This window comes from Brachybacterium sp. AOP42-C2-15, from assembly GCF_052377065.1.
In the GTDB taxonomy this organism is placed as follows: Bacteria; Actinomycetota; Actinomycetes; order Actinomycetales; family Dermabacteraceae; genus Brachybacterium.
Window position 1 is genome coordinate 40432 of the sequence record NZ_JBQSWK010000025.1, and the last position, 25371, is coordinate 65802.

Genomic DNA, 25371 nt, shown 5'->3' on the forward strand with positions numbered 1-25371 from the left:
CGTTCGAGGACCGGGCTGCGGGGTACGGGGCTGTGCCGGCGCTCAGCTCTCGGGACCGACCTCGACGCGGGTGCTGAAGGAGTCGGAGAACCGGGCGGCGAGGGCACGGACATCCTCCACCCCGACCCGGCCGATCCGCTCGAGCGTCTCGTCGACGCCGGTGTAGCGGCCATGGACCAGCTCAATGGTGCCCAGGCGTCCCATCCTCGAGCTGGTGTCCTCGAGGCCGAGGGCGAAGGACCCGGTGATCTGCCCCTTCGCCCGAGCGAGCTCCTGCTCGTCGATGCCCGCGCTCCCCATCCGGGCCAGCTCCTCCGCGAGCAGCTCGACCACCTGGGTGGTGCGCGAAGGCCGGCAGGCGGCGTACAACCCGAACAGTCCGGCGTCCCGGTACCCGGCGCTGAAGGAGTACACCGAGTACGCGAGTCCGTGACGCTCGCGAACGTTCTGGAACAGGCGGGAGGACATCCCTCCGCCGAGGATCGACATCAGCACCGAGAGCGCATGGCGGTCCTCGCTGAGGGCGGTGAGGCCGTGTCCCCCGAGGTAGATGTGGTTCTGCTCGGTGGGGCGGTGCAGGCGGTGGGGCTGCAGGGCGGAGACATCAGTGAGAATGCCCGGATCGCTCTCGACCGAGTATTCAGGGCGGCTGCGCCACGTCGGCGCCACGCCCTCCTCGAGGTTCCAGCCGCCGCGTCGCAGCCCGGCCTGCAGGAGACCGGCCAGCTCCTCGTGCTCGATGTCGCCGACGGCGGTGACCACCAGGTTGTCCGGCCGGTAGTGCTCACGGAAGTGGGCGCGCACATCCTCGATGCCGAGCGCGGAGACGGTGTCCACGGTCCCGCCGACGGGGCGGCCGAGGGCTGTGTCCGGTCCCAGCACGTCGGCGAGGAACGTCTCGTACCCGACGTCGTTCGGGTCGTCCTCGGCCATCGCGAGCTCCTCGAGAATGACCTCGCGCTCGGTCACGAGCGCATCCTCCTCGAGCGTGCTCGCGGTGATCATGTCGGTGAGGACGTCCACGGCCATCGGCACGTCGGAGGAGCGGACCCGTCCGTAGTAGAGGGTGTGCTCCTTCGCGGTGACCGCGTTGGAGTCTCCGCCCACCTCGTCGAAGGCGGCCGCGATGTCCATCGCGCTGCGCCGACGGGTGCCCTTGAACAGCAGATGCTCGAGCACGTGGGTCGACCCGGCGTGGGCAGGGGTCTCATCACGGGAGCCCACCGGCAGCCACAGACCGATAGTCGCGCTGCGCACGCTCCGATCCGTCTGGGTCAGCAGCCGGACTCCTCCGGGCAGGATGCTGCGCCGCACGCCGGTGGCGGGATCGAGCAGCACATCGGAGGAGGGATCGTCATAAGCGAGGTCAACAGGCATCGATCGATTGTTCCACGCTCGGAGGGGTCGGTGGACCCAGCGGTCCCCCGGCCGCCGCCTCAGCCCTCCTCAGCCTCCTGGCGAGCGGCATCGATGTTCTCCTCGGTGCCGTACAGGGTGGGGGTGGCGAGATACACCGGATGGTCGTCATCCTGCACGGTGTACACGATGTCCAGCCGCAGCTTGTCCTTCACCGGGAGGTCGACCTCAAGGTACTCCTTGAAGGTGACCGAGCCTGACCACACCTTGACCTGGTCGAGGTAGATCTCCACGGTGCGCGAGGCGTCGGGATACTTGTCGGTGTCCGACAGCCCGAGGGTGAACGTGAGCCGGTCGAACTTCCGGCCCAGGTTGTAGGAGCTGCGGTGGACGTCCTCCCAGCTGTTGACCTGGGCTGTGATCGAGTTCGGGTGCACGGGTCCATCCATCGGCACCGGACCGGACTCGGTGGAGACCCCCTCCTCCCCGATGAAGGAGATCTGGGTGAGCGGGATTGAGGACGCCGCGCGCCCCACCTGCAGCGTCACCGAATCTCCGACAGGCTTCCCGGGCTCGGGGGTGGTGGCGATGACGTATCCGTCCTGACCGGGATCCTCGACCTCCACCTCCTCGATGGTGACCTCGACATCCTCCGGAAGGCCCCGCTCGGCCGCCTGGGACGTCTCCCCGATCACATCCGGCATCGTGGGCGCTTCGGTGGTCGGCGAGGCCGATTCCACCGGCTCCTCGGTGTCCTCGTCCTCGGTGGGCAGCTCCTGCGGGGTGCTCTCCGACGCGGCCGACGGCTCCGCCTCGGTGGTGGCCGCGCCTGCTTCCGCTTCTGCGCCGCCGTCGAGCATCCGATAGACGCCGACGCCGCCGATGCCGAGCACCAGCGCCACCAGCACCACGGCGACCAGCGCGGGGAGCACCCAGCGTCGCTTGCGTCGTGGCGGCTGTTCGGCCGCGGCCTGCGGGATGGTCGGCGCGGTGACCGGCGAGCTGTAGCTGGGCGAGCTGTAGCTCGGCGAGCCGTAGCCCGCGGGCCCGTAGCCCGGGGACCCCGGCCCCGGCCCCGGTGAGGCCGCGTAGGCCGCCGGTGCCTGCTGCGCAGAGGGGCCGGACTGCGGGTTCACACGGGTGGCGTCATCGATGACCCCGGTAGGCGGCAGGGCGATCGGGGCTGGGGGCGCACTGACGCGCGGAGCTGCCGGAAGCTGCTCGAGGTGGGGCTGGAGGCTGGTGAGCTCCTCGCTCACCTGCGCCATGGCCGGGCGTCGCGCAGCCTCCTTCAACATCATCCGCATCACCAGGTCCCACAGTGCATCCGGGATCCCCTCGGGGCGGCCCGGCAGCGCCTCCTGGTGCAGGCGGAAGACCTCCATCAGGCTGCCGCGGAACGGGGTGACCCCGCACAGCAGCTCGTAGAGCAGCACGCCGAGGGAGTAGACGTCGGAGCTGGGCTCGAGGTCCCGGGCACGGATCTGCTCCGGCGACATGTAGGCGCCGGTCCCCGCCTGCACGGTGACGGAGTTGTCCTCCCCGTCCTCGCAGATGCGGGCCACCCCGAAGTCGGCGACCTTCGGTGCTGGCGGGCTCTGCATCTCGTCGAGCAGGATGTTCGCGGGCTTGAGATCCCGATGCACGATCCCCTTCGCATGCACCTCTCGCATGCCCTCGGCGATCGCAGCCCCGAGACGAGCCACCTCGGCAGGTCGGAAGGTCCCCAGCTCACGCTTCACGACCGCGAGATCGCGGCCGCGCACGAGATCCATGACGATCGCGAGCGTCTCCCCCTCGACCACCATGTCCCGCACCGCCACGACATGCGGGCTGCGCACCTGGAGCATCACCGAGCGCTCCTGGATGAAGCGGCTGAGGATCTCCGGCTCACCCGCCAGCTGCGCCCGGAGGATCTTGACGGCGACCTCGTCGCCCTCACGGGTCCGGGCCCGGAAGACCTCGCCCATCCCCCCGGATCCCAGGCGCTCACCGAGCGTGTAACGGCTGCCCAGCGGCATATCGGTCATGGAATGGAGTCCTCACACGGGTGGCCCGGCAGTTCGGAAAGTTCGCCGCGGGCCGGCCTGCGCATCGCCGCCGCCATTGGACGACGCCCCCTGAGACATGCACCCGCGAACATCGGCAGTATACCGAGCAACGGGCCGCCGCCTCCCGGTGTCGAAGTGAACTCCACGAGAGCCGGACGCCCTGCCGGAGAGGGAGAAGGAGAGGGAGAGCCTGCCAGGCCGCGCGACCCTGTCGCAGGGAAGAGGGGCGACGCCGTCCCGGAGTAGAGGTGCGGCCCCGCCACAGAAAGAAGGAGGGGAGGCATCCAGTTGGATGCCTCCCCTCCCGGTGCCGTCAGCCGAGGCCGACGGGCGGATCACTCCGCGGTGTTCTCCTCAGCGGCCGGGGCGGAGTCGGTGGACTCCGCCTCGTCCTCGATCACACCGAGGGAGATCTTGCCGCGGGAGTCGATCTCGCGGATCTCCACTTCGATCTTCTGACCGACCTTGGCGACGTCCTCGACGTTGTCGACCCGCTTGCCGCCGTTCAGCTTGCGCAGCTGGGTGACGTGAAGCAGTCCGTCCTTGCCCGGGGTGAGCGAGACGAACGCGCCGAAGTCGACGACGCGCACGACGGTGCCGAGATAGCGCTCGCCGATCTCGGGAACCATCGGGTTGGCGATCGCGTTGACCGCGGAGCGCGCGGCCTCAGCGGAGGGGCCATCGGTGGCGCCGATGTAGACGGTGCCGTCGTCCTCGATGGTGATGTCCGCGCCGGTGTCGTCCTGGATCTGGTTGATCATCGCGCCCTTCGGGCCGATGACCGCGCCGATCTTGTCGACGGGGATGGTGACCGCGAGGACGCGCGGGGCGTACGGGCTCATCTCGTCGGGAGCATCGATCGCCTCGTTCAGGACACCGAGGATCGCCAAGCGAGCCTCATGGGCCTGCGAGAGCGCACCGGTCAGCACGGAGGTCGGAAGACCGTCGAGCTTGGTGTCGAGCTGGATGGCGGTGATGAACTCGCTGGTCCCTGCGACCTTGAAGTCCATGTCGCCGAAGGCGTCCTCTGCACCGAGGATGTCGGTGAGCGCCGCGTAGCGGGTCTCTCCCTCCACGGTGTCCGAGATCAGGCCCATGGCGATGCCGGCGACGGCGGCGCGCAGCGGCACACCGGCGTTCAGCAGCGACAGGGTCGAGGCGCAGACCGAGCCCATAGAGGTGGAGCCGTTGGAGCCGAGAGCCTCGGACACCTGACGGATCGCGTAGGGGAACTCCTCGCGTGTGGGCAGCACCGGCACCAGGGCGCGCTCGGCGAGCATGCCGTGACCGATCTCGCGACGCTTCGGGGAGCCGACGCGGCCGGTCTCGCCGGTGGAGTACGGCGGGAAGTTGTAGTGGTGCACGTAGCGCTTGCGCGTGACCGGCCCGAGGGAGTCGATCTGCTGCTCCATCTTGAGCATGTTCAGCGTGGAGACACCCATGATCTGGGTCTCGCCGCGCTGGAACAGGGCAGAGCCGTGGACCCGCGGGAGGACCTCGACCTCAGCGGAGAGCGCACGGATGTCGCGCAGGCCGCGGCCGTCGATGCGGACGCCGTCGGTGAGGACCTTCTTGCGCACGACCTGCTTGGTCAGCGCACGGTACGCACCGCTGACCTCCTTCTCGCGGCCTTCGAGCTGCTGGCCCTCGCCGGCGAGCTCTGCGACGACCTCATCGAGCAGCTGCTCGGTGCGCTCCTCGCGCTCGGTCTTCGCAGCGATCGACATGATCTCCGCGAGACGCCCGGTGGCAGCGGCCTCGACGATGTCGTAGGCGTCGTCCTGGAAGTCCAGGAAGAGCGGGAACTCGCGCACCGGCTTGGCGGCGGTGGCGGCCAGCTCCTGCTGGGCGATGCAGAGGCTGCGGATGAAGACCTTGGAGGCCTCGATGCCCTCGGCCACGACGGCCTCGGTGGGAGCGATCGCGCCCTGCTCCTTGATGAGCGTCCAGGCGTTGTCGGTGGCCTCGGCCTCGACCATCATGATCGCGACATCGTCCTCGACCATGCGGCCGGCGACGACCATGGAGAACACGGCCTCGTCCAGCTGCGAGAAGGTCGGGAAGGCGACCCACTGGCCGCCGCCCTGGGCGTTCGGCATGAGCGCGATGCGCGCGGCGCCGATCGGACCGTTGAAGGGCAGACCGGAGATCTGGGTGGAGGCAGAGGCGCCGTTGATGCCGACGACGTCATAGGCGTCGTCGGGACCGTTGGACATCACGGTGAGGACGACCTGGACCTCGTTGCGCAGGCCCTTGACGAAAGCCGGACGCAGCGGGCGGTCGGTGAGGCGGCAGGCGAGGATCGCGTCGGTGCCGGGACGGCCTTCACGACGGAAGAACGAGCCGGGGATGCGACCCGCGGCGTACATCCGCTCCTCGACGTCGATGGTGAGCGGGAAGAAGTCGAAGTGATCCTTCGGCTTGTTCGACACGGAGGTCGCCGAGAACACCATGGTGTCGTCGTCGAGGTAGACGGCGACGGCGCCGGCTGCCTGCTGGGCGAGACGGCCGGTCTCGAAACGGATCTCGCGGCGCCCGTAGGAGCCGTTGTCGATGACTGCGGTGGTTGCGGTGATTTCAGGGCCTTCCATGGCCATGTGGATCTCCTCTGGTAGGGGGTTGCCCTGCCGGTGCGGCCTTCGTCAGTCACGCGCGGTGCGCTGGTGGGGCTCCTCAGAGCCGTGCTCCAGCGGTCCGCAGGCCACTGCCGAGGACCGAACCTGGTCGGGGCGGGGTTCTCAGGGTGCCCGCAAGTGCGGGCAGATGAAACCGCCGCCCGCCCTGTGGGCGAGCGGCGGAGATGATCAGCGGCGGATGCCGAGGCGCTGGATCAGCGCACGGTACCGCGTGATGTCAGTGGCCTGCAGGTACTTCAGCAGGCGCTTGCGCTGACCGACCATCAGCATCAGACCACGACGCGTGTGGTGATCGTGCTTGTGGGTCTTCAGGTGCTCGGTCAGGTACTTGATGCGGTGCGTCAGGAGCGCGGCCTGGACCTCGGGCGAACCGGTGTCGCCCTCGCCGGTCGCGTACTCCGTGATGATCGCCTGCTTGGTGGCGGTATCGAAGGCCATATGGTTCTCCTCTGGTCGCTGCGCGGCGCCTTGGGACCGTCTGTCCCAGGCTCTCTGGACGAGCGTCCCCCGGTCGCAGCTGCCCGCAGAACGGGTGGTGCGCAGTGGGGGCGGATCGCTCTCCGCGGCCGAATTCACGGCCCGAGCAGGATATCAGTCGTCGACGGCGGGATGGGGGCGCTCCGCGGCGAGAGTGTGGCGGGTCACCTCGACATCCTTCGCCATCTGCTCGACCAGCGCCTCCGCGGAGTCGAACTTGAGCGTCGGGCGCTGGAAGTCGACGAACTCGAACCGCACGGTGTCCCCGTAGAGATCCAAGTCATGGGCTCCGTGAACGTACGCCTCGACCGCCCGCTGCGGAACACCGTCAGGCTCGAAGGTGGGGTTGGTGCCGATGGAGATCGTGGCGGGGGCTCCGGCGAGCGGCTCGACGCCCAGATGCGAGGGGTCCTGCTCGGTAACGGTGAGATACCCGGCGTAGACGCCATCCGCGGGGATCAGGCCCGCGGGCGCCGGCCCGAGATTGGCCGTGGGGAATCCCAGCTCCCGACCGCGCTGGAATCCGTGGTGGACCACGTCGGTGACGGTGTGCAGCCTGCCCAGCGCGAGGTTCGCGGCCCGCACCTCTCCCTCGAGCAGATCGCGCCTGACCGCCGAGGAGGAGATGCGTCCGCTGCCCGCCCCCTGCGGCCCGAGGTCTTCGACGGTCACGACCTCGAAGCCGTACCGCTCGCCGAGCTCGCGCATGGTGCTGATATCGCCTGCGTTGGCACGTCCGAAGAGCGCGTCCTCTCCCAGGACGACGCATTTCGCTCCCAGCCCCTCGACGAGGAAGCGCCGCACGAAGTCCTCAGGGGAATGCTGCGCGAACGGGAGCGTGAACTCGAGGTCGAGGACCCCGTGCATGCCCGCCAGCAGCAGCAGCCGGTCGCGGTCCTCGTGGCCGGTGAGGAGCGGGGTCTGCGCAGGGTCCCCCATGACATGCCGGGGATGGGGCCAGAAGGTGACGGCGACGGGGGCGAGCGAACGCGCCTCAGCATGCCTGCGGAGCTGGTCCAGCACGAAGCGATGACCGCGATGGACGCCGTCGTAGTTGCCGATCGACACTGCTGTCGCGCCGAGAGCGGCCGGCACCTCCTCGACGGAGTGCCAGATGGGGACGCGGGTCACGGCGCGGTCATGTCCTTCCAGGGCCGGGTGCGCTGTCGCACCCTGGGGCAGGGGGCGCCGGGGATCGGCGCTGCGGCGAAGAACGCCGGTGCACACTGTAGCGCCCGAGCACCGGCCCGCCGCCGAGTGCGCGACCCAGCGCACGAGCCAGCGCACGACAGAGTGCCACCGACACCCATTTTCCGACAGCCATTCCGAAAGCGTCACGAAACTGCCTGTGACTGGCACACAAAGATGCCGAGCTGTGACGAACCTCAGCCTCGCCCCCTCGCGCGCAGAGGCGCACCCTCCGTTACCCTGAGGAACGAGGCGGCGCCGGGGACGGACCCCTGTGCTTTTCCGGGCTCGCGCGCGGAAGCAGTCACGACGGCCGCCGAGATCGGATCTGGATCCATGATGAACGTGACCGAGACGGCCGCGCTGGGCGGCCCGTCCCGACCCACTGGCCGCCAGGGCCGTCGGCGGGTCACCCTCATCCTGGTGGCCATCATCGCCACCCTAGCCGTGGTGCTCACCGGCGGTGCGCTCGCCTACGCCAAGCAGTTCGACGGCCGCGCTCTGCCCGGCACCACGGTGCTCGGCCAGGATGTCGCGGGGAAGACTCCGGAGGAGATCGCCGCACTGGTGACCGAGCGCGGAGAATCCGTCTCCGTCGCAGTGACCGCAGGCGAGCAGCAGCTCGACGTGCCGCTGGCCGATCTCGGGGTGACCGTGGACGCCGCCGCAACGGCCAAGGCCGCCGTCTCCCGCGACGATTCCTTCACCGGCGTGATCTCCTCGACCTGGTCGGGCGAGCACGCCGTGGAGCCCGTCGTCACCGTAGACGGGGCGAAGGTCGAGGAGTTCGCGAACACCCTGGTGCCCGCGGACATGACCACCCCGGTCGATGCCCAGGTGAGCTTCGATGAGGACCAGCAGACCTGGAACGCTGTCCCCGGCCGCAACGGCCAGGGCCTGGATCCTCAGACCCTCGTGGACGCGGTCACCCAGAACGCTCCCGCTCTGAAGGACTTCACCGTCGAGCAGCCGATCGAGGAGATCGCCCCGGCGATCACCACCGAGGAGGCCGAGGAAGTCGTCGGCACGATCGCGACTCTGCTCGAGCAGCCGATGTCGATCACCGGTGCCGATGACAAGGTCCATGAGGTCTCCGCGGAGCGCCGCAACGGCTGGATCTCCGTGGTCCCCGACGAGTCCGGCCAGGCACTGACGATCGCGGTCGACGAAGAGGCTGTGCGTGAGTGGGTCGTCGCCCGCGCCGACAAGGATGCGGTGAAGCCGGAGAACGGCATCGAGCAGATCGACGAGGAAGGCGAGGTCGTCAAGGTCATCTCCGAGAAGAAGGACGGTCTCGAGATCACCAACACCGACGCGGTGGTCGGGGAGCTGGTCACCGCGCTGCGGGGCACCACGCCGCTCGAGGCGGCCTTCGAGACCAAGAAGATCGAGTCCGAGGTCGAGCAGGTCGATGCCCCGAAGCCGGAGAAGGACGAGGAGAAGAAGGACGGCACCGATGACGAGGCCGCCACTCCCGCCAATCCCACCGGCGAGAAGTGGATCGACGTCGACCTCAGCAACAAGACGGTCACCGCCTACGTGGGTGACACCGCGGTGTGGGGACCGCGGTCGATGGTGGACGGCAAGGAAGGCAATGAGACCGTCACCGGCACCTTCGAGATCTACCTGCGCTACGACCGTCAGGACATGACCAACGCCGCCTACTACCCCGAGGGGCACGAGAAGTACTACCTCACGCCTGACGTCCCCTGGGTGCAGTACTTCCACCGCGGGTTCGGCTTCCACGGTGCGCCGTGGCGCTCGTCCTTCGGGTACTCCGGCTCCCACGGCTGCATCAACATGCCGGTCTCGGATGCCAAGTGGCTGTACGACTGGGCGAGCATCGGCACCAAGACCGTGGTCCACTACTGACCCGTCTGCACTGACCCGCCTGCCGCCGCGCGCAGCGAAGAAGGGCCCTTCCCGAGAAGATCGGGAAGGGCCCTTCTTCGTCGCTCTTCGTGTCGCTCAGCAACCTCAGAGCCTCAGCAGCGAGCGTCGTCCGGCACCACCAGGATCGGTCGCCAGCGCTCCTGCTCGCGTTCGAGGATCGCGACCAGGCGCCCGGAGCCGTCGAGCGCTGCGACCGGCCGCTCCTCCCCCGCAGCTGCCGGTGCCCCGGGCTGCCGCCAGAGCGGAGCCGTGGGCACCGTCGTCGTGGTGATCCGCTTCCCGGTGCCGAGTGCGGCGGCCTGCTCCGCGTCGACGGGCAGCGTGCCCAGCACCAGGGACGCGATCTCTCCGAGCCCGAGCAGCGGGAGCGCGACGTCATCGCCCTCGCCTCGCGCCGGCACCCTCACCGCGTCCGTCACGTTGAACGGCCCGACGGCGGTGCGGCGGAGTGCGGTCAGATGCCCGCCGACCTCGAGCGCAGCGCCGAGATCGCGGGCCAGCGCCCGCACATAGGTGCCCGAGGAGCAGTCGATCACAGCGTCCAGGTCGAGGTGCTCCCCCACCGCTCGACGCGCGGTCACCTCGAAGCGGGAGACCCTCACCGGCCGGGCCGCGAGCTGCACATCCTCTCCCGCTCGCGCGCGGGCATAGGCGCGCTTGCCATCGATCTTGATGGCGCTGACGGTGGAGGGCACCTGCGCGATGTCGCCGCGCAGCGGGCCCAGGTGCTCCTCGATGAGCGGCTGCGGCAGTGCGGAGGCGTCGAGCTGCTTGCCGAGCAGCTCGCCCTCCCGGTCATCCGTCGTGGTGGCACGGCCCAGCCTCAGCGTCGCCTCATAGGTCTTGCCGAGGCCCACGAGGTAGGTGAGCAGGCGGGTGCCCTGGCCGACGCCGAGCACCAGCAGACCGGTGGCCATCGGGTCCAGGGTGCCGGCGTGGCCGACCTTCTTGGTGCCCAGCAGCCAGCGCACCCGGGCGACCACGTCGTGGCTGGTCCGCTCCGGTGCCTTGTCGACCAGCAGGATCCCGTGCGGGCCAGAGGTCACGCCTGCTCGCGGCCGGTCTCGTCGTCGGCGCCCTGAGGGTCGTCCTGATCGGCGCCGTCGAGCTCCTCCGCCTCCTCCTCGCGGGGCTTGCGGTACGGATCCTCCTCCCCTGCATAGCTCGCGCCGACCTTGGTCTTCTCGAGCTCGGCGTCTCGGCCGCGGGCTTCGCTGAGCAGGTCTTCGATCACACGTGCGTTCTCGGGGATCGCATCGGCGATGAACTCGAGGGTCGGGGTGAGCCGCACGCCGGTCTGGCGACCGACCTCGCGGCGCAGCATGCCGGTGGCGCTGACCAGCGCGGCGGCGGTGCCCTCCCGCTCCTCGTCGGTGCCGAAGACGGTGTAGAAGAGGGTCGCGTGCTGGAGGTCGCCGGTCACGCGCACGTCGGTGATCGTCACGAAGCCGAGGCGCGGGTCCTTGACCCGGTTGTCGAGCATGGTGGCCACGATGACCTTGATGCGATCAGCGAGCTTGAGGGCGCGGGGGTGGTCTGTCATGGGATGTCGTTCTCCTGGTCTGGGGCGAGGGCTGCGAGGTCCTCGAGGTGGGGGCTGTCGTAGGGGGCCGGGCACAGATCCACCCCGTGGACGGCGAGACGCCCCGCGGCCTGCGCAGAGATGCAGGAGGCCGACGGGGCGCACAGCAGGGAGGACACCTCGGACATCGTGGTCTCCTCCCTCGCGGGTCACGGTCGGGCACCGCTTGGGCGCCCGACCGTCCCGGCATCAGATGCGGGGCTTCTCCTGCATCTCATAGGTGGTGATGAGGTCCTCGAGCTGGAGGTCGTTGTACGAGCCCAGGTTGATACCGCACTCATACCCGTCGCGGACCTCGGTGACATCATCCTTGAACCGACGCAGGCCGGCCACTTCGATGTTCTCGGAGATGACCACACCCTTGCGGGTGATGCGAGCCTTCGCACCGCGCTTGATGATGCCGCTGCGCACGATCGAACCGGCGATGTTGCCGAACTTGGAGGAGCGGAAGATCTCGCGGATCTCCGCCGAGCCGAGCTCGACCTCCTCGTACTCCGGCTTGAGCATGCCCTTGAGAGCAGCTTCGACCTCGTCGATGGCGTTGTAGATCACGCTGTAGTACTTGATCTCCACGCCCTCACGATCGGCGTAGTCAGCGTTCAGGCCCTCGGCCCGCACGTTGTAGCCGATGATGACCGCGTTGGAGGCCACCGCGAGGTTGATGTTGTTCATCGTGATCGCGCCGACGCCGCGGTCGATGATGCGCAAGTCCACGCCGTCACCGATCTCGATGCCCAGCAGCGACTCCTCGAGGGCCTCGACGGCACCCGCCGCGTCACCCTTGAGGATGAGGTTGAGGGTCTCGACCTTGCCATCAGCCATGTGCTGGTTGATGTCCTCGAGGCTGATGCGCTTGCGCACCTTCGAGAGCGATGCGGCACGCTTGGCGGCCTCGCGCTTCTCGGCGATCTGGCGGGCGGTGCGCTCGTCCTGGGCGACCAGGAAGGAGTCACCGGCGCCGGGCACCGAGGTCAGGCCGAGCACCTGGACCGGACGGGACGGGCCCGCCTCGGTGACGGTCTCGCCGTTCTCGTCGATCATCGCGCGGACACGGCCGTGGCCGGAACCGCAGACGATCGCGTCGCCGACCCGCAGGGTGCCCTGCTGGACCAGCACCGTGGCGACCGGACCGCGGCCCTTGTCGAGGTTCGCCTCGATGGACACGCCGCGCGCGTCCTTATCGGCGATCGCGGTGAGCTCGAGAGCGGCATCCGCCGTGAGCAGGACCGCCTCCAGCAGCGCCTCGATGTTGAGGTTCTCGCGGGCGGAGACGTCGACGAACATGGTGTCGCCGCCGTACTCCTCTGCGATCAGGTTGAACTCCGTCAGCTGCTGACGGATCTTCTCCGGGTTGGCCTCGGGCTTGTCGACCTTGTTGACCGCGACCACGATCGGGACGTTCGCCGCCTGGGCGTGGTTGAGCGCCTCGATGGTCTGGGGCATCACGCCGTCATCCGCAGCGACCACCAGGATCGCGATGTCGGTGACGTCCGCGCCACGGGCACGCATGGCGGTGAACGCCTCGTGGCCCGGGGTGTCGATGAACGTGATGGCGCGCTCTGCGCCGTCGTGCTCGACCTCCACCTGGTAGGCACCGATGTGCTGGGTGATGCCGCCGGCCTCGCCCGCGCCGACCGTCGCCTTGCGGATCGTGTCGAGCAGGCGGGTCTTGCCGTGGTCGACGTGACCCATGACGGTGACCACCGGCGGACGCGGGAGGCGATCCTCGGAGTCCTCGCCAGCGAGCTCGGCATCGAGGTCGATGTCGAACTGTCCGAGCAGCTCGCGCTCCTCGTCCTCCGGGGAGACGATCTCGATCTTGTACCCCAGCTCGGTGCCGAGCAGGTCGAAGGTCTCCTCGTCGAGGGACTGGGTGGCGGTGGCCATCTCGCCCATCGCGAAGAGCACCGTGATCAGCGATGCGGGATTGACGTCGATGAGGTCGGCGAAGTCGGAGAGCGAGGCACCGCGACGCAGGCGGATCGGCGTGCTGCCATCACCGCGCGGGATCGAGACGCCGCCCGGTGCGGGCGCCGACATCTGCTCGAATTCTGCGCGCTTCGCACGCTTCGACTTGCGGGAGCGGGCAGGCTTGCCGCCGCGTCCGAAGGCACCCTGGGTGCTGCCGCGACCTCCGCGACCGCGAGGACCGCCGCCGGGACGTGCGGGACCGCCACCGGCAGGAGCGCCGCCGGGACCGGGACGGCCACCACGGCCGCGGCCGGGGGCGCCGCCCTGGTTGGCATCGGCGAGACCGCCGGAGGAGTGCTGACGCATGATCCCCGGGGTGGGCATCCCGGGACGGCTCGCCGGACGCGGTGCGCCAGCGGTACGGGGAGCGCCTCCCTCACGCGGCGGACGTGCACCGGCCTGGCCTGCCTGGTCCGCGCCGGGGCGCGGCGGGCGCTGGCCCGGGCGGGGCATGCCCTGCGAGCTGGCGAAGGGATTGTTCCCGGGACGGGGCGCGCCGGGACGGCCGCCTCCCTCACGGGGCGGACGAGCGCCGCCGGGGCTCGGCTTGCGAGCACCCGGACGCGGCATGCCCTGCGAGCTGGCGAAGGGATTGTTGCCGGGACGTCCGTTGCCGGGACGAGGAGCGGGACGCTCTCCACCGGGCTTGGGAGCGGCAGCAGCGGGCTTCGCAGCACCGGGCTTGGGGGCGTCCGCAGCCGGCGTCGGAGCCTGCTCTTCTGCGGCAGGGGTCTCCGGAGCGGGCTGCGCAGCAGGGGCCTCGGCAACCGGCGTCGGCGCAGCTGCCTCTGCCGGCGCGGCAGGTGCAGAAGGTGCCGGCGCGGGCTCAGGCTCGGCAGGCTTCTGCGGAGCGGGCTTGGCGCCGGGCTTGGGTGCAGCACCGGGCTTGGGAGCGCCGGAGGGCTTGGGGGATGCACCGGAGTCGCTCTTCGTCGCGGAGGCGTCTGCCCCGTTCTGGACGGGGAGCTCCTCACGCAGACGGCGTGCTACCGGCGCTTCGATGGTGGAGGAGGCGGAACGAACGAATTCGCCCATGTCCTGCAGCTTCTGCAGAACGACCTTGCTCGGGTGTCCGAGCTCTTTAGCGAGCTCGTGGACGCGGACCTTAGCCACATTTCTCCTGTCTCGGTCCGGCCGACAAGAGGGCGCGGACCATTAATTCCTGAGGGTGCTCATTTGCGAGTACTCATCGGATGTCCATGGTTCTTCTACCTGTTCCACGTGCGGTTGGGATCGAAGGTCTCGAGGTCCCGGGCTAGGTGCCCGGTGTCGACAGCGCCGCGGAAGGACCGGGCGAAGCCGCCTCGCCGCAGGGCGAGGTCGAGACATGCTGCATCGGGGTGGAGCCACGACCCGCGGCCCGAAGCCGATCCGGGAGGATCGACGCGGACGCGTGGGGTGACGCCGTCGGGAGAGGACTCCCGGACCAGACGCACCAGCTGCTCGCGCGGGGCCACCTGACGGCAGCCGACACACGTGCGCTCGGGGACGTGAGCGGCAGAGCGACTGATCACTCCACCTCCTGAGTTCCGAGCACGTCCGCTCGGGCGGATGCTCGATCGTCGGACGATCTGCGGCACCACTCGGCGAACAGCCTCCCCAGTGTAGCGGAACAGGTCCGACTCATCGTCAGTGGGGAGGCGTGGGACACACCTCAGGCCGCAGGCGGCGGTTCGGGCGCGTTCTCCGGGCGGATGTCGATCTTCCAGCCGGTGAGCTTCGCGGCCAGGCGGGCGTTCTGCCCATCCTTGCCGATCGCGAGGGAGAGCTGCGTCTCGGGGACCACCGCACGGGCGGCCCGGCCCACCTCATCGATCACGGTCACGCTGGTGACCCGCGCCGGCGAGAGCGCGTTGGCGACATAGCGGGCGGGGTCCTCGTTGAAGTCGACGATGTCGATCTTCTCGCCGCCGAGCTCGTTCATCACCGCGCGTACGCGAGCGCCCATCGGGCCGATGCAGGCGCCCTTGGCGTTGATGTCCGGTGCCGTCGCATAGACCGCCATCTTGGTGCGGTGCCCGGCCTCGCGGGCCAGGCCGGCGATCTCGACCGAGCCGTCGGCGACCTCCGGGACCTCGAGCGCGAACAGCCGCCGCACCAGGTTCGGATGGGAGCGCGAGAGGGTGATCTGAGGGCCCTTGGGACCGCGACGGGCCTCGGTGACGTAGGCACGCAGGCGCCGACCGTGGGAGTAGTCCTCCCCCGGCACGCGCTCATGCGGAGGCAGCACGGCCTCGACCTCACCGAGGTCCACCAGCACCATCCGCGGGTCACGTCCCTGCTGAATGATGCCGGAGACGATGTCATCGGCGCGGTCGGCGTACTCGCCGAGCACCGCCTCGTCCTCGAGATCGCGGATGCGCTGGAAGATCACCTGGCGGGCCGTGGAGGCCGCGACGCGCCCGAAGTTCTCGGGAGTGTCGTCCCACTGCTCGACCACGTTCCCCTCGGCGTCCCGCTCCCGGGCGATGACTGCGACCTCACCGGTGCTCTCATCGATCTGCACCTCCGAGTCCCGCACCGGGTGGTCGGTGTGGAGATATGCCGCGTGGAGCGCGGAACGGATCGCGTCCAGCAGCACCGGCAGGCGGATCTCGCGCTCGCGCTCAAGGGCCCTCAGGGCACCCATGTCGATGTCCATCTCAGCTCTCCTTCATTTCGGCAGTGTGGTCCGTGGCAGCGGTGTCTGCGGCAGCGGTATCCGTGGCAGCGGTCTCGGCGTCGGCGATCAGCTGCGCGAGGTCTGCGGGCGGGTCGAACTCGATCTCCACCTTCGCGGTGGTGACCTCGGAGAGCGGGATGCGCAATCTCTCGACGGTGCCCTCGGGCAGCTTCAGGGGCCTTCCGCGGTCGTCGCGGCCGGGCTCCTGCCGCAGGAGCAGCAGGTCCCCCTCGAGCGCCAGCATCCGCGCACGGTAGGTCGTCCCGTCGGCAGTGGACAGGGACACGATGCGTCCGCGCGAACGGCGGAAGTGCCGTGGCGCGGAGAGGACGCGTTCCACGCCCGGGGTGGTGACCTCGAGCAGGACGGGGGCGCTGCCCAGCAGTGCATCGTCGGCATCCACCAGCTCGGACAGCTCGCGGGAGGCCTCGGCGACGGTCTCGAGGTCGACGCTGCCGAGCTGGTCCTCGGGGAGGTCCACGATCAGCCGCACCTGCGGCATCGCACCGCCCCCGCGGATCTCGACGTCCTCGAGCACGAGCCCGTGGGTGTCCAGCACCCGGGTGGCGGTCTTCCGCAGGATGGTCTGGTCGTCGAGTGCGCTCATGGCCCTCGCCTCCTCCTGCTATGGGTGTCTGTGGTGCCCGGGACGATGCCCGGAGCGTTGGCACCAGGATAGTGGCCGCGCATCGCCCGCGCCCACCTCAGCCGCTGCGATGCGAGAATCCTCCTGTGTCGCTCATCGCTCGTTCCCGCTCCGCCGCCCCCTCTCCCGCGCGCCGCACGGTGCTGCGGGCCGCGGTCGGTGCGCTGGCGATGCTGCCCCTGGCGAGCTGCGGCCGGGTCACGCTCGGCGGTCCCCAGGAGTACACCCCGCCCCCGCCGGGGATCGACGACCTCTACCGCATCGATCTGCTGACGCTCCTGGACCGGGTGATGGCTGGCACCGATCACGTCGTGCAGGCGTTCGAGACCGAGCCCGGGGAGCCGGCGCTGTCTGCGGCGCTCACCACGCTCAGCGCCGCCCTTCCCATCCAGCGCACCGCCCTGCTCACCGGCGCTCAGCTCGAGCGCGAGCGCGAGGCTCAGGAGGATCCTGCGCCGGGGCAGACAGCTCCTCCCCCGCCCGCGGACGCTCCCACCGACGTCGCCGGTCTGCTGGCCGCGCTGGAGGAGCTCCGGGACCTGGCCGCAGCCGCAGCCCGACAGGTCTCGGGCTCGCTGGCCCGCCCGGTGGTCGCGATCGCGGCGCACACGGTCTGGATCACCCTGCGGCTGCGCGCCGCCACGGGCACCGGAGAGGCGACCCCCGCCCCGACTGCGGAGGAACTCACGCCGAGCCGCGAGGTGCCCTCCACGGACCCGCCGTCCGTCGGTGCACAAGCCGACTACCACGCCGTGATCGAGCAGACCCAGCAGGAGGAGTGGTTCGCGGGCTACCTCCACGAGGTGCTGGCCGCACGGGTCGAGGACGAGGCCCGGCAGCAGCACCTCGACCAGGCCGAGCTCCATCGCACCCGCGCCGAGGAGCTGGGGCGCATCGCGGAGGAGGACGGCGCCCCGGTGGTGGCACGGCAGGCGGTCTACGCGATCCCCGGAGGGACGCTCGATGCAGAGCTCACCGGTGAGCTGCCGACACTGCTCTCGGAAGGCCTGCTGCTCAATTACATCGCGCTGGTCGGGGCGGCGCCCTTCGAGCGCCGGCCGCTGCCCATCGCGGCCGCCCTCACCGAGGCAGGGCGATTAGCCGCGCTGGTGGACCGGATGGAACCGCTGCCGAGCCTGACGGTCGAGGACCAGCCGGTCAGCGACTGAGCCCAGGCGCCGACCGACGTTCCCTCACGCTCCGCGCACCTCGGCGACCACGGCGCCGACGACCTCCTGCGGGGAGACCTCGCGGATCTCGCCGCTCGCGCGATCACGCACTTCGACCACTCCGTTGGCCAGGCTCCTGCCGACCACCACGGAGGTGGGCACGCCCAGCAGCTCGGCATCCTTGAACTTCACGCCCGGGGACACCTTGGGACGGTCGTCGTAGAGGACCTCGAGGCCGCGGGCCTCGAGCTCCGAGGCGATGCGCTCCGCCTCCTCGAAGATCTCCTGGCCCTTGCCGGTGGCGACGATGTGCACATCCGCCGGGGCGAGCTGCCGGGGCCAGACCAGGCCCTTCTCATCGTGGAACAGCTCGGCCACAGCAGCGACGGCGCGGGTGACCCCGATGCCGTAGGAGCCCATCGTCACCACGACGGTCTTGCCGTTCTCGTTGAGCACGGTCAGGTCCAGCGCCTCCGCGTACTTGCGGCCGAGCTGGAAGATGTGCCCCATCTCCATGCCACGGGTCAGTCGCAGCGGGCCGGAGCCGTCGGGTGCCGGGTCCCCGTCGCGCACCTCGGCGACCTCGATGGTGCCGTCGGCGGTGAAGTCACGGCCGAAGACGAGGTCGTAGACGTGCTTGTCCTTCTCGCCGGCGCCGGCGACCCACGAGGTGCCGGGCACCACGCGCGGGTCGACCAGGTAGCGGATCCCGGACTCGGACTCGAGGCCCAGGCCCTCAGGGCCGATGTAGCCCTTCTTCAGGACGGGGTGCTTCTCGAAATCGGCCTCGGTGAAGGGTGCGGCGAGCGCGGGTGCGACCGCGGTCTCGAGCCGCTTGGGGTCGACCTCGCGGTCACCGGGCAGGGCGATCACGAGCGGCTCGGTGGTCCCGTCGGGGAAAGTCAGCAGGTAGACGAGGTGCTTGAGCATCTCGTAGCGGGTCCACTCCCCCGACTCCGCAATCGGGCCCTTCCCGGGGAAGGCCTGGTTGGAGTACTCGGTGAGCGCGGCGATGGTGCTCGCTCCAGGGGTGTCCTCGATGTGCATCGCCGGCAGCGCGGCGATCGCGGCGTCGTCCAGGGCGGGTGGTGCCACGGTGGTGACCGCCTCGACGTTCGCGGCGTAGCCGCCCTCGGAGACGACGAAGGTGTCCTCACCGACGGGCGTGGGGTGGAGGAACTCCTCGGAGCGGGAGCCGCCCATGGCGCCGGCGTCGGCCTTGCAGATCACCGTCGGCAGGCCCAGCCGCTCGAAGGTGCGCTGGTAGGCACCGCGCTGCTTCTCGTAGGAAGCGTCCAGGCCCGCATCGTCGATGTCGAAGGAGTAGGCGTCCTTCATGATGAACTCGCGGGTGCGCAGCAGCCCGGCGCGGGGCCGGGCCTCGTCACGGAACTTCGTCTGGATCTGATAGAGCATCGTGGGCAGGTCCTTGTACGAGGAGTACAGGTCCTTCACCGTGAGGGTGAACATCTCCTCGTGCGTGGGTGCGAGGAGGTAGTCGTCCTGCTTGCGATCCTGGAGTCGGAACAGGGTGGGGCCGTATTCGTCCCACCGTCCGCTGCGCTCATAGGGCTCACGGGCCTGCAGTGCCGAGAACAGCACCTCCTGCCCGCCGATCGCGTCCTGCTCCTCGCGCACGATCTGCTCGACCTTGCGCAGCACCTTCAGTCCGAGCGGGAGCCAGGTGTACACCCCCGCCGCGCCACGACGGATGTAGCCCGCGCGCACCAGGAGCTTGTGGCTCGCGACCTCGGCGTCGGCCGGGTCCTCCCGCAGGGTGCGGACGAAGGACGAGGACAGACGGATCATGGGCAGGCCTTTCACACAGGGCGGTTCGGGGCGGGGCCACCAAGGGCTCACGCGCGCCCATCGTACTGGGCGGGACGGGCCGTCCGACGCCTCGTGCTGGTCACGGTGGTCCGTGCCGCCGGCTCCAGGGACGCTCGGTACCCTGACGGGATGCACCGGCGAGGACAGCGGGTCCCGGGCGCCCCCGGGACCCCGGGCACAGAGCCCAGGAATGCGGACGCGGAGACTCTTGCCCTCGGGCCCCGTTCCTCCCGTCGGCAGCTCCTGCGCGGGACAGGCGCAGCGGCCGCGCTCGGCGCGGTGGCCGCTGTCGGTGCTGTCGGCGCCGGGTCCCTCGCAGTGCTGCGTCAGGCACGCGCCGACGCCGATCCCCGCACGGTGATCCCGCTGTGGTCCGAGACCGTCGCCTATGACAGCGATGCCCGGCGGATGCTGGTGGGAGGGCGCGGCCTGAGGCTCGACATGGCCCCGGGCACACGGCTCGCCGCGAACCTGCCAGGTTCCTCCCCGATACGGGAACGGGCGATGGCGTTCGAGGTCGGCACCGCCGGCTGGCGTGCCGGTCTCGCAGAGCGCCTCGGCGCGCAGCCGCTCCTGCTCGACCTTGCCACGACGTCGCTGCAGGATCTCTGGATCCTCAGCGATGCCCTGCCGGCGCCGGTCGCGGGATGGAGCCGGTCGTGGCGCTTCATCTGGCCACGGGATGCTGCCTTCTGCGCGGTGGCGCTGGCACGGATCGGCCAGCTCGACCGGGCGGAGGATGTACTGGCTCACCTGCAGTCCCTGCAGGCGACCGATGGCTGGTTCGAGGCCCGGTACGAGCCGGGCACCGGGCGGGCACCGGATGGCCGACGGCGGCAGTTCGATGGCACCGGGCTGCTGCTGTGGGCGACCGCCGAGGTCGCCGACGCCGCAGACGCCGCTGACGCCACTGATGCCGCTGACGAGTCCCGTCGCGATGCGTTGCTCGAGCGGCTGTCCCCGATGATCGTCCGGTCCCTCAGTGCGCTGCGCTCGGCCACTCGCGAGGGCACCGGGCTGCCACCGGTCTCCCCCGACTACTGGGAGCGGCGCGAGCGGTCGGTGACGCTCGGCATCATGACGGCGACCTTGACCGGCCTGCAGGCGGGGGCCCGCCTCACCGACGAACCGGGAGCTCACCGCGCCGCCGAGACCTTCACCCTCCTGCTGGAGGAGACCTTCGGCCGCAGTGGCTATCAGCGCTATCGCCTGGGCGGCGGCGCTGATTCGGCGCTGGCCTTCCTCGATGCGACCGGCGTCCACGACGTCGCATCCCGGGTGCACCTGCTGGGGTTGCGGAGCGAGCTCTCCCGCCCCGGTGGTGGAATCGCGCCGGGGGCGTCGTGGCGCGAGGACGGCGTGAGCTGGACGCCCTCGACGAGCCTGCTGGCCCTCGCCCTCGCCCGCGCCGGGGAGCCCGACGCGGCGATCGAGATCCTCCTCTGGCTCGCCGAGCATCGCACCGCAGCCGGGTCACTGCCGGAGAAGGTGCTCTTCGACGGACGCCCCGCGGAGGTGGCGCCACTGGCCTGGACTGCGGCGAACGTGCTGCTCACGCTGGATGCGCTCGCTCTGCGCTGAGGCCTGGACAACAGGTCTTGGACGGCGGGGGCCGGCCGAGGGCATGTGATCGACGGACACCGGCCCCCGCGTGCCGGCTAGCCGATCTCAGCTGGAGGTGTCCCCTCTCTCGGGCCGCTCTGCCATCGAGCCCAGGCTGTGAGAGCTCAGGCTGTCGAGAATCTGCCCCGCTGCGTCTGCGGGAGCTGCGGTGGAGAGCTCCAGGCACAGCGCGTCCGCAGGCGGGGGCAGCATCGGCAGCTCGAGCAGCCCGCTGAGAATCTGCCAGTCGGTGAGTTTGTGCCGCTCGGCGCGTCCCGGGGCATCGACACGTGACTGAAGCACCTCGGGGGACGCGGCCATCCAGACCGGGACGAACCTCGCCCCACGTCGCTCAGCAAGGCTCCGCAACCGCTCCACATGCGCCGCGCCCTCCTCATTGTCGAGCAGCCAGACGGTGAACACGTGGCTGAGCTGGGCGGGAGCCGCCTCGGTGGCATCGAGGACGACCTCCCATACCCGCTCGCGCAAGGCGTCGGTCTGGGCGAGCTCCACCCCAGCCTCGCGGTGCATCCCCATCGGGACGAAGACCGCGTTGTTCACCAGGTGGTTGTCCACGACAATCGCCCCGCTGCGGCGCTCGAGCTCACGGGCGAGGGTCAGCTTGCCGACGGCCGGTGGGCCGACAAGCAGGAACAGCCGTGGCGCCGGGGCCTCCGGACCGTCGTCATTGCCGCTCGCAGGTGCAGATGCAGGTGCAGGTGCAGGTGCAGGTGCAGGTGCAGGTGCAGAGTCTGCGCTGGGGCCGGGTGCGGTGCTCATCGAAAAATCGTACGCCGCGATACCCCGCATCTGTCACCAGCGCACGACGGCCCGGGCGCGCGCAAGCGGAGCGCGGGCGCGGGCGGCAGCGCAGGCGGTCAGGCGGTCAGGCGGTCAGGCGGTCAGGCGGTCAGAACAGGATGGTGGTGAGCTCGCCGACCTGGTGGAAGCCGGAGGCGGCGTAGGCACGCCGGGCGGGCTCGTTGAAGTCGTTGACATAGAGCGAGACCTGCGGGGCGTGGTCACGGCGCACCTGGCGCACCAGCTCCGCCATCCCAGCCCGTCCGAGGCCTCTGCCCCGCTGGTCACGCCGCACCCACACCCCGTGGATCTGGGCGGTCGGGCCGAACAGCGAGCCGACGTCCGCTTTGAACAGCACCTCGCCGTCCTCGATGACGACATAGGTGCGGCGATTGCGGATCAGCTCCCCGATCCGGGCCCGGTAGGAGCGGCCGCCGTCACCGGCGAGCGGATCCACCCCCACTTCCTCGCGGAACATCGCGACCGCGGCGGGGAACACGATCTGCTCCTCGCCGGGGACTGCGGGACGCAGGCCGACCGGCGCGAGCTGCGGTGCGTCGACCGGATCGCCGGCGAGCAGCAGCGGCTGGCTCCAGCGGTATTCGCGGACGTCGGCCCCCCAGGTCGGAGCGAGCGGCTCCCAGAGACGCTGGACCGCCGCCCGGTCTCCGACCACGGAGCTCGCCCGTCTCGCCCGCGCGGCCATATGCCGTCCGAAGTCGTCCAAGGCGCGGTCGGTCGCGGACAACGGCGAGAGATTCACGCCGTGCCACAGCAGTCCTTCGGGCTGCTGTTCCTCCCCGGCCAGGGAGAACTCCTGGGACAGTGCAGCGGAACGTGCGGATTCCTGCAGCCGCGCACCCGCGAGCGCGTTGATGACGGGCTCGGTGAGCGCGAGCGCGAGCGCGGCGTCGAAGCTGCCGGAACGGACCGCGCGGACCCGTCCGCCGCGCCAGAACACGGGTCAGCCCACGGAGATGGACGGGGCGCCGGTGGAGGATTCGTCCTCTTCCATCTCGGCGGCGATCCGGTTGGCCTCGGCGAGCAGGGTCGGCACGATGTCCGCCTCGGGGACGGTCTTGATGACCTTGCCCTTGACGAAGATCTGGCCCTTGCCGTTGCCGGAGGCGACACCGAGATCGGCCTCACGGGCCTCCCCCGGACCGTTCACGACGCAGCCCATCACCGCGACGCGCAGCGGGACCTCGAGGTGCTTGAGCCCCTCGGTGACCTCGTCCGCGAGCTTGTAGACGTCCACCTGGGCGCGGCCACAGGAGGGGCAGGAGACGATGTCCAGCTTGCGCGCCTTGAGGTTCAGCGACTGCAGGATCTGGATGCCGACCTTGACCTCCTCGACCGGAGGTGCGGAGAGCGAGACGCGGATGGTGTCGCCGATGCCCTCGCCCAGCAGGATGCCGAAGGCGACGGAGGACTTGATGGTGCCCTGGAAGGCGGGCCCCGCCTCGGTGACGCCGAGGTGCAGCGGCCAGTCACCCTCTTCGGAGAGCTGACGGTAGGCGTCGACCATGATCACGGGGTCGTTGTGCTTCACGGAGATCCCGAAGTCGTGGAAGTCGTGCTCCTCGAACAGGGAGGCCTCCCACTTCGCGGAGGCCACCAGCGCCTCGGGCGTGACCCGGTCGCCCTTCATCATGCGCTGGTCGATGCTGCCGGCGTTCACGCCGATGCGCAACGCGGTGCCGTGATCGTTCGCCGCCTTCGCGATGTCCTTGATCTGGTCGTCGAACCGGCGGATGTTGCCCGGGTTCACGCGCACCCCGGCGCAGCCGGCCTCGATCGCGGCGAAGACGTACTTGGGCTGGAAGTGGATATCGGCGATCACTGGGATCGGGGACTTCGCAGCGATCGCGACCAGCGCGTCGGCGTCCTCCTGGCGGGGACATGCCACACGCACGATGTCGCAGCCCGCCGCGGTGAGCTCGGCGATCTGCTGGAGGGTCGCGTTGATGTCATGGGTCGGGGTGGTGGTCATCGACTGCACCGTGATCGGTGCGTCGCCACCCACATAGAGGCTGCCGAGCTTGACCTTGCGGGTCTTCCGCCGGGGGGCGAGCACCGGCGGCGGCTGCTTGACGGACGGGATACCGAGGCTCACAGAAGTCACCCCTCCATTATGGACTCGTCAGCACGGCCGCGCGAGGCGAGGTGCGACACCTCCACCGCTCCTGCACTCCCGCCGTGGCACGGCGCACACCCCGCCCCCGGCTCCGCAGTGCCCCTTTACGGGAACAGCGTGATGGGCTTGACGATGTCCGCATACAGCAGCAGCACCGTCATCAGGATGAAGACGATCGCCACCGCGTTGGTCAGCGGGAGCATGCGGGACATGTCCACCGGCCCCGGATCGGGGAGCCCCCGCAGCCGGGCCAGCAGCCGCCGCGCCCCCTCGATCAGCGCCCCGGCCACGTGACCGCCGTCGAGCGGCAGCAGCGGGATCAGGTTGAACACGAACAGAGCCATGTTCAGCGAGGCGAGCATCGAGATCATGGTGCCGGTCTTCTCGCGCAGCTCGAAGCCGGGCTGATCGGCGGAGGCGACCTCGCCGGCAAGACGGGAGACGCCCACCACACCGAGGGGGCCGTTGGGGTCGCGCTCGGCGCTGCCGAAGGCCGCCTGGCCCACCTCCCACAGTCGCACCGGCAGGGTGATGACCAGCTTCCCGGTCTGGGTGAAGGCGGACCAGGCCATCTCGGGCACCGCTGCCGGGGACTGCGGCACCAGGTCCGGGGTGCCGGAGACACCGAGGAATCCGACCTGCTCGGTGACCAGGCCGCCGTCGGCATCCAGGACCACGGCGCCGTCCTCGTCCAGCACCGGGCGGGCGTCCACGATCATCGTCGCCTCGAGGTGCAGGGCTTCGCCGTCGCGCTCGACGACGACGTCGACGGTGCGGTCCTGCGCGCCCCTCACTGCGGTGGTGACATCGGACCAACGCGTGATCTCGTGCCCGTCGATCACCTGCAGGGTGTCGCCGGGACGGATCCCGGCCGCCAGCGCGGGGGCCGGCTCCCGGCCCTCGCAGGAGACGTCGGCCGGAGCGTCGGCGGGGACCACGCATTCGGAGACGGACTGGACCGTCGGGGTCACCGCCGGCAGTCCGATCCCACTGACCAGCACGACCATCAGCGCGACGGAGATCAGCAGGTTCATCGTGGGACCGCCGAGCATCACCACCAGCTTCTTCGGCACCGAGAGGGCGACGAAGGTGCGATGGGCGTCCTCCGGGCCGTACTGCGAGGACTCGTACTGCTTCGCCTCCTCGGACAGCTCGGTGATCTGCTGGAGCAGTCCGGTGGAGTCCTCGCGGATGGTGCCCTCGGGCTCCCCCTTGTGCGGCGGGTACATCCCGATCATGCGGATGTAGCCGCCCAGCGGGATCGCCTTGAGACCGTATTCGGTCTCCCCGCGGGTGCGGGAGAACACGGTGGGCCCGAACCCGATCATGTACTGGGTGACTCGGACGCCGAACAGCTTGGCGGGAACCAG

The 25371-nt window shown here is 70.0% G+C and carries 20 protein-coding genes; 3 read left to right on the forward strand and 17 right to left on the reverse strand.

The window, feature by feature from the left end; translation table 11 throughout:
* Positions 1 to 42: 42 nt before the first annotated feature.
* From ACT3SQ_RS13560 to ACT3SQ_RS13580, 5 genes are all read right to left on the reverse strand, one after another.
* The gene (locus ACT3SQ_RS13560) at positions 43 to 1377 is read right to left on the reverse strand and encodes a M16 family metallopeptidase (RefSeq protein WP_441443556.1); all 1335 of its coding nucleotides are present in this window, start codon (positions 1375 to 1377) and stop codon (positions 43 to 45) included.
* Positions 1378 to 1436: 59 nt separating this feature from the next.
* The gene (locus tag ACT3SQ_RS13565) at positions 1437 to 3386 is read right to left on the reverse strand and encodes a serine/threonine protein kinase (protein ID WP_441443557.1); all 1950 of its coding nucleotides are present in this window, start codon (positions 3384 to 3386) and stop codon (positions 1437 to 1439) included.
* Positions 3387 to 3742: 356 nt separating this feature from the next.
* Positions 3743 to 5998 (reverse strand): polyribonucleotide nucleotidyltransferase, encoded by a 2256-nt coding sequence (locus tag ACT3SQ_RS13570; protein ID WP_441443558.1) that lies wholly within the window; start codon positions 5996 to 5998, stop codon positions 3743 to 3745.
* A gap of 213 nt (positions 5999 to 6211) precedes the next feature.
* The gene (rpsO, locus tag ACT3SQ_RS13575) at positions 6212 to 6481 is read right to left on the reverse strand and encodes a 30S ribosomal protein S15 (RefSeq protein ID WP_441443559.1); all 270 of its coding nucleotides are present in this window, start codon (positions 6479 to 6481) and stop codon (positions 6212 to 6214) included.
* A 153-nt stretch (positions 6482 to 6634) separates the two neighbouring features.
* Positions 6635 to 7651: a bifunctional riboflavin kinase/FAD synthetase gene (locus ACT3SQ_RS13580; protein ID WP_441443560.1), complete on the reverse strand. Its 1017-nt coding sequence runs from the start codon at positions 7649 to 7651 to the stop codon at positions 6635 to 6637.
* A 393-nt stretch (positions 7652 to 8044) separates the two neighbouring features.
* Between ACT3SQ_RS13580 and ACT3SQ_RS13585 the strand changes: the two genes are divergently transcribed.
* A complete protein-coding gene (locus ACT3SQ_RS13585; RefSeq protein ID WP_441443561.1) occupies positions 8045 to 9580 on the forward strand; it encodes a L,D-transpeptidase in 1536 nt (511 codons plus the stop codon).
* 113 nt (positions 9581 to 9693) lie between these two features.
* On the opposite strand, the gene truB is transcribed toward ACT3SQ_RS13585, so the two are convergent.
* The 7 genes from truB to rimP all read right to left on the reverse strand — a co-directional run bounded on the left by truB (position 9694) and on the right by rimP (position 16423).
* Positions 9694 to 10647 (reverse strand): tRNA pseudouridine(55) synthase TruB, encoded by a 954-nt coding sequence (gene truB, locus ACT3SQ_RS13590; RefSeq protein WP_442331946.1) that lies wholly within the window; start codon positions 10645 to 10647, stop codon positions 9694 to 9696.
* Positions 10644 to 11144, reverse strand: a complete 501-nt coding sequence (rbfA, locus tag ACT3SQ_RS13595) for a 30S ribosome-binding factor RbfA (RefSeq protein ID WP_442331945.1) — start codon at positions 11142 to 11144, stop codon at positions 10644 to 10646. Before rbfA ends, truB begins: the two co-directional genes overlap by 4 nt.
* Entirely contained in the window at positions 11141 to 11311 is a 171-nt protein-coding gene (locus ACT3SQ_RS13600) for a hypothetical protein (RefSeq protein WP_442331944.1), read from the reverse strand. The genes rbfA and ACT3SQ_RS13600 overlap by 4 nt, the downstream gene beginning before the upstream one ends.
* Positions 11312 to 11372: 61 nt before the next feature.
* Positions 11373 to 14267 (reverse strand): translation initiation factor IF-2, encoded by a 2895-nt coding sequence (gene infB / locus ACT3SQ_RS13605; RefSeq protein ID WP_442331943.1) that lies wholly within the window; start codon positions 14265 to 14267, stop codon positions 11373 to 11375.
* A gap of 95 nt (positions 14268 to 14362) precedes the next feature.
* Positions 14363 to 14737 (reverse strand): YlxR family protein, encoded by a 375-nt coding sequence (locus tag ACT3SQ_RS13610; RefSeq protein ID WP_441443566.1) that lies wholly within the window; start codon positions 14735 to 14737, stop codon positions 14363 to 14365.
* Positions 14738 to 14808: 71 nt separating this feature from the next.
* The gene (gene nusA / locus ACT3SQ_RS13615; RefSeq protein ID WP_441443567.1) at positions 14809 to 15795 is read right to left on the reverse strand and encodes a transcription termination factor NusA; all 987 of its coding nucleotides are present in this window, start codon (positions 15793 to 15795) and stop codon (positions 14809 to 14811) included.
* 1 nt (position 15796) lies between these two features.
* Positions 15797 to 16423 (reverse strand): ribosome maturation factor RimP, encoded by a 627-nt coding sequence (gene rimP / locus ACT3SQ_RS13620; RefSeq protein WP_441443568.1) that lies wholly within the window; start codon positions 16421 to 16423, stop codon positions 15797 to 15799.
* 125 nt (positions 16424 to 16548) lie between these two features.
* Here rimP and ACT3SQ_RS13625 point away from each other — a divergent pair, with 125 nt between their 5' ends.
* Positions 16549 to 17631 (forward strand): DUF4439 domain-containing protein, encoded by a 1083-nt coding sequence (locus tag ACT3SQ_RS13625; protein WP_441443569.1) that lies wholly within the window; start codon positions 16549 to 16551, stop codon positions 17629 to 17631.
* Between the two features lie 24 nt (positions 17632 to 17655).
* On the opposite strand, the gene ACT3SQ_RS13630 is transcribed toward ACT3SQ_RS13625, so the two are convergent.
* Positions 17656 to 19440, reverse strand: a complete 1785-nt coding sequence (locus ACT3SQ_RS13630) for a proline--tRNA ligase (RefSeq protein ID WP_441443570.1) — start codon at positions 19438 to 19440, stop codon at positions 17656 to 17658.
* A 150-nt stretch (positions 19441 to 19590) separates the two neighbouring features.
* On the opposite strand from ACT3SQ_RS13630, the gene ACT3SQ_RS13635 reads away from it, so the two are divergent.
* Positions 19591 to 21042, forward strand: a complete 1452-nt coding sequence (locus ACT3SQ_RS13635) for a hypothetical protein (protein ID WP_444601204.1) — start codon at positions 19591 to 19593, stop codon at positions 21040 to 21042.
* An 87-nt stretch (positions 21043 to 21129) separates the two neighbouring features.
* Here the strand turns inward: ACT3SQ_RS13635 and ACT3SQ_RS13640 are convergent, their stop codons facing one another.
* The 4 genes from ACT3SQ_RS13640 to ACT3SQ_RS13655 all read right to left on the reverse strand — a co-directional run.
* Positions 21130 to 21843 carry an AAA family ATPase gene (locus ACT3SQ_RS13640; RefSeq protein WP_444601205.1) on the reverse strand — a complete coding sequence of 238 codons (714 nt, stop codon included), beginning with the start codon at positions 21841 to 21843 and terminating at the stop codon, positions 21130 to 21132.
* A gap of 130 nt (positions 21844 to 21973) precedes the next feature.
* Positions 21974 to 22825: a GNAT family N-acetyltransferase gene (locus ACT3SQ_RS13645; protein WP_441443573.1), complete on the reverse strand. Its 852-nt coding sequence runs from the start codon at positions 22823 to 22825 to the stop codon at positions 21974 to 21976.
* Between the two features lie 3 nt (positions 22826 to 22828).
* Entirely contained in the window at positions 22829 to 23989 is a 1161-nt protein-coding gene (ispG, locus tag ACT3SQ_RS13650) for a flavodoxin-dependent (E)-4-hydroxy-3-methylbut-2-enyl-diphosphate synthase (RefSeq protein WP_441443574.1), read from the reverse strand.
* A 116-nt stretch (positions 23990 to 24105) separates the two neighbouring features.
* A partial coding sequence (locus tag ACT3SQ_RS13655) for a M50 family metallopeptidase (protein ID WP_444601206.1) occupies positions 24106 to 25371 on the reverse strand: 1266 nt, incomplete at its 5' end.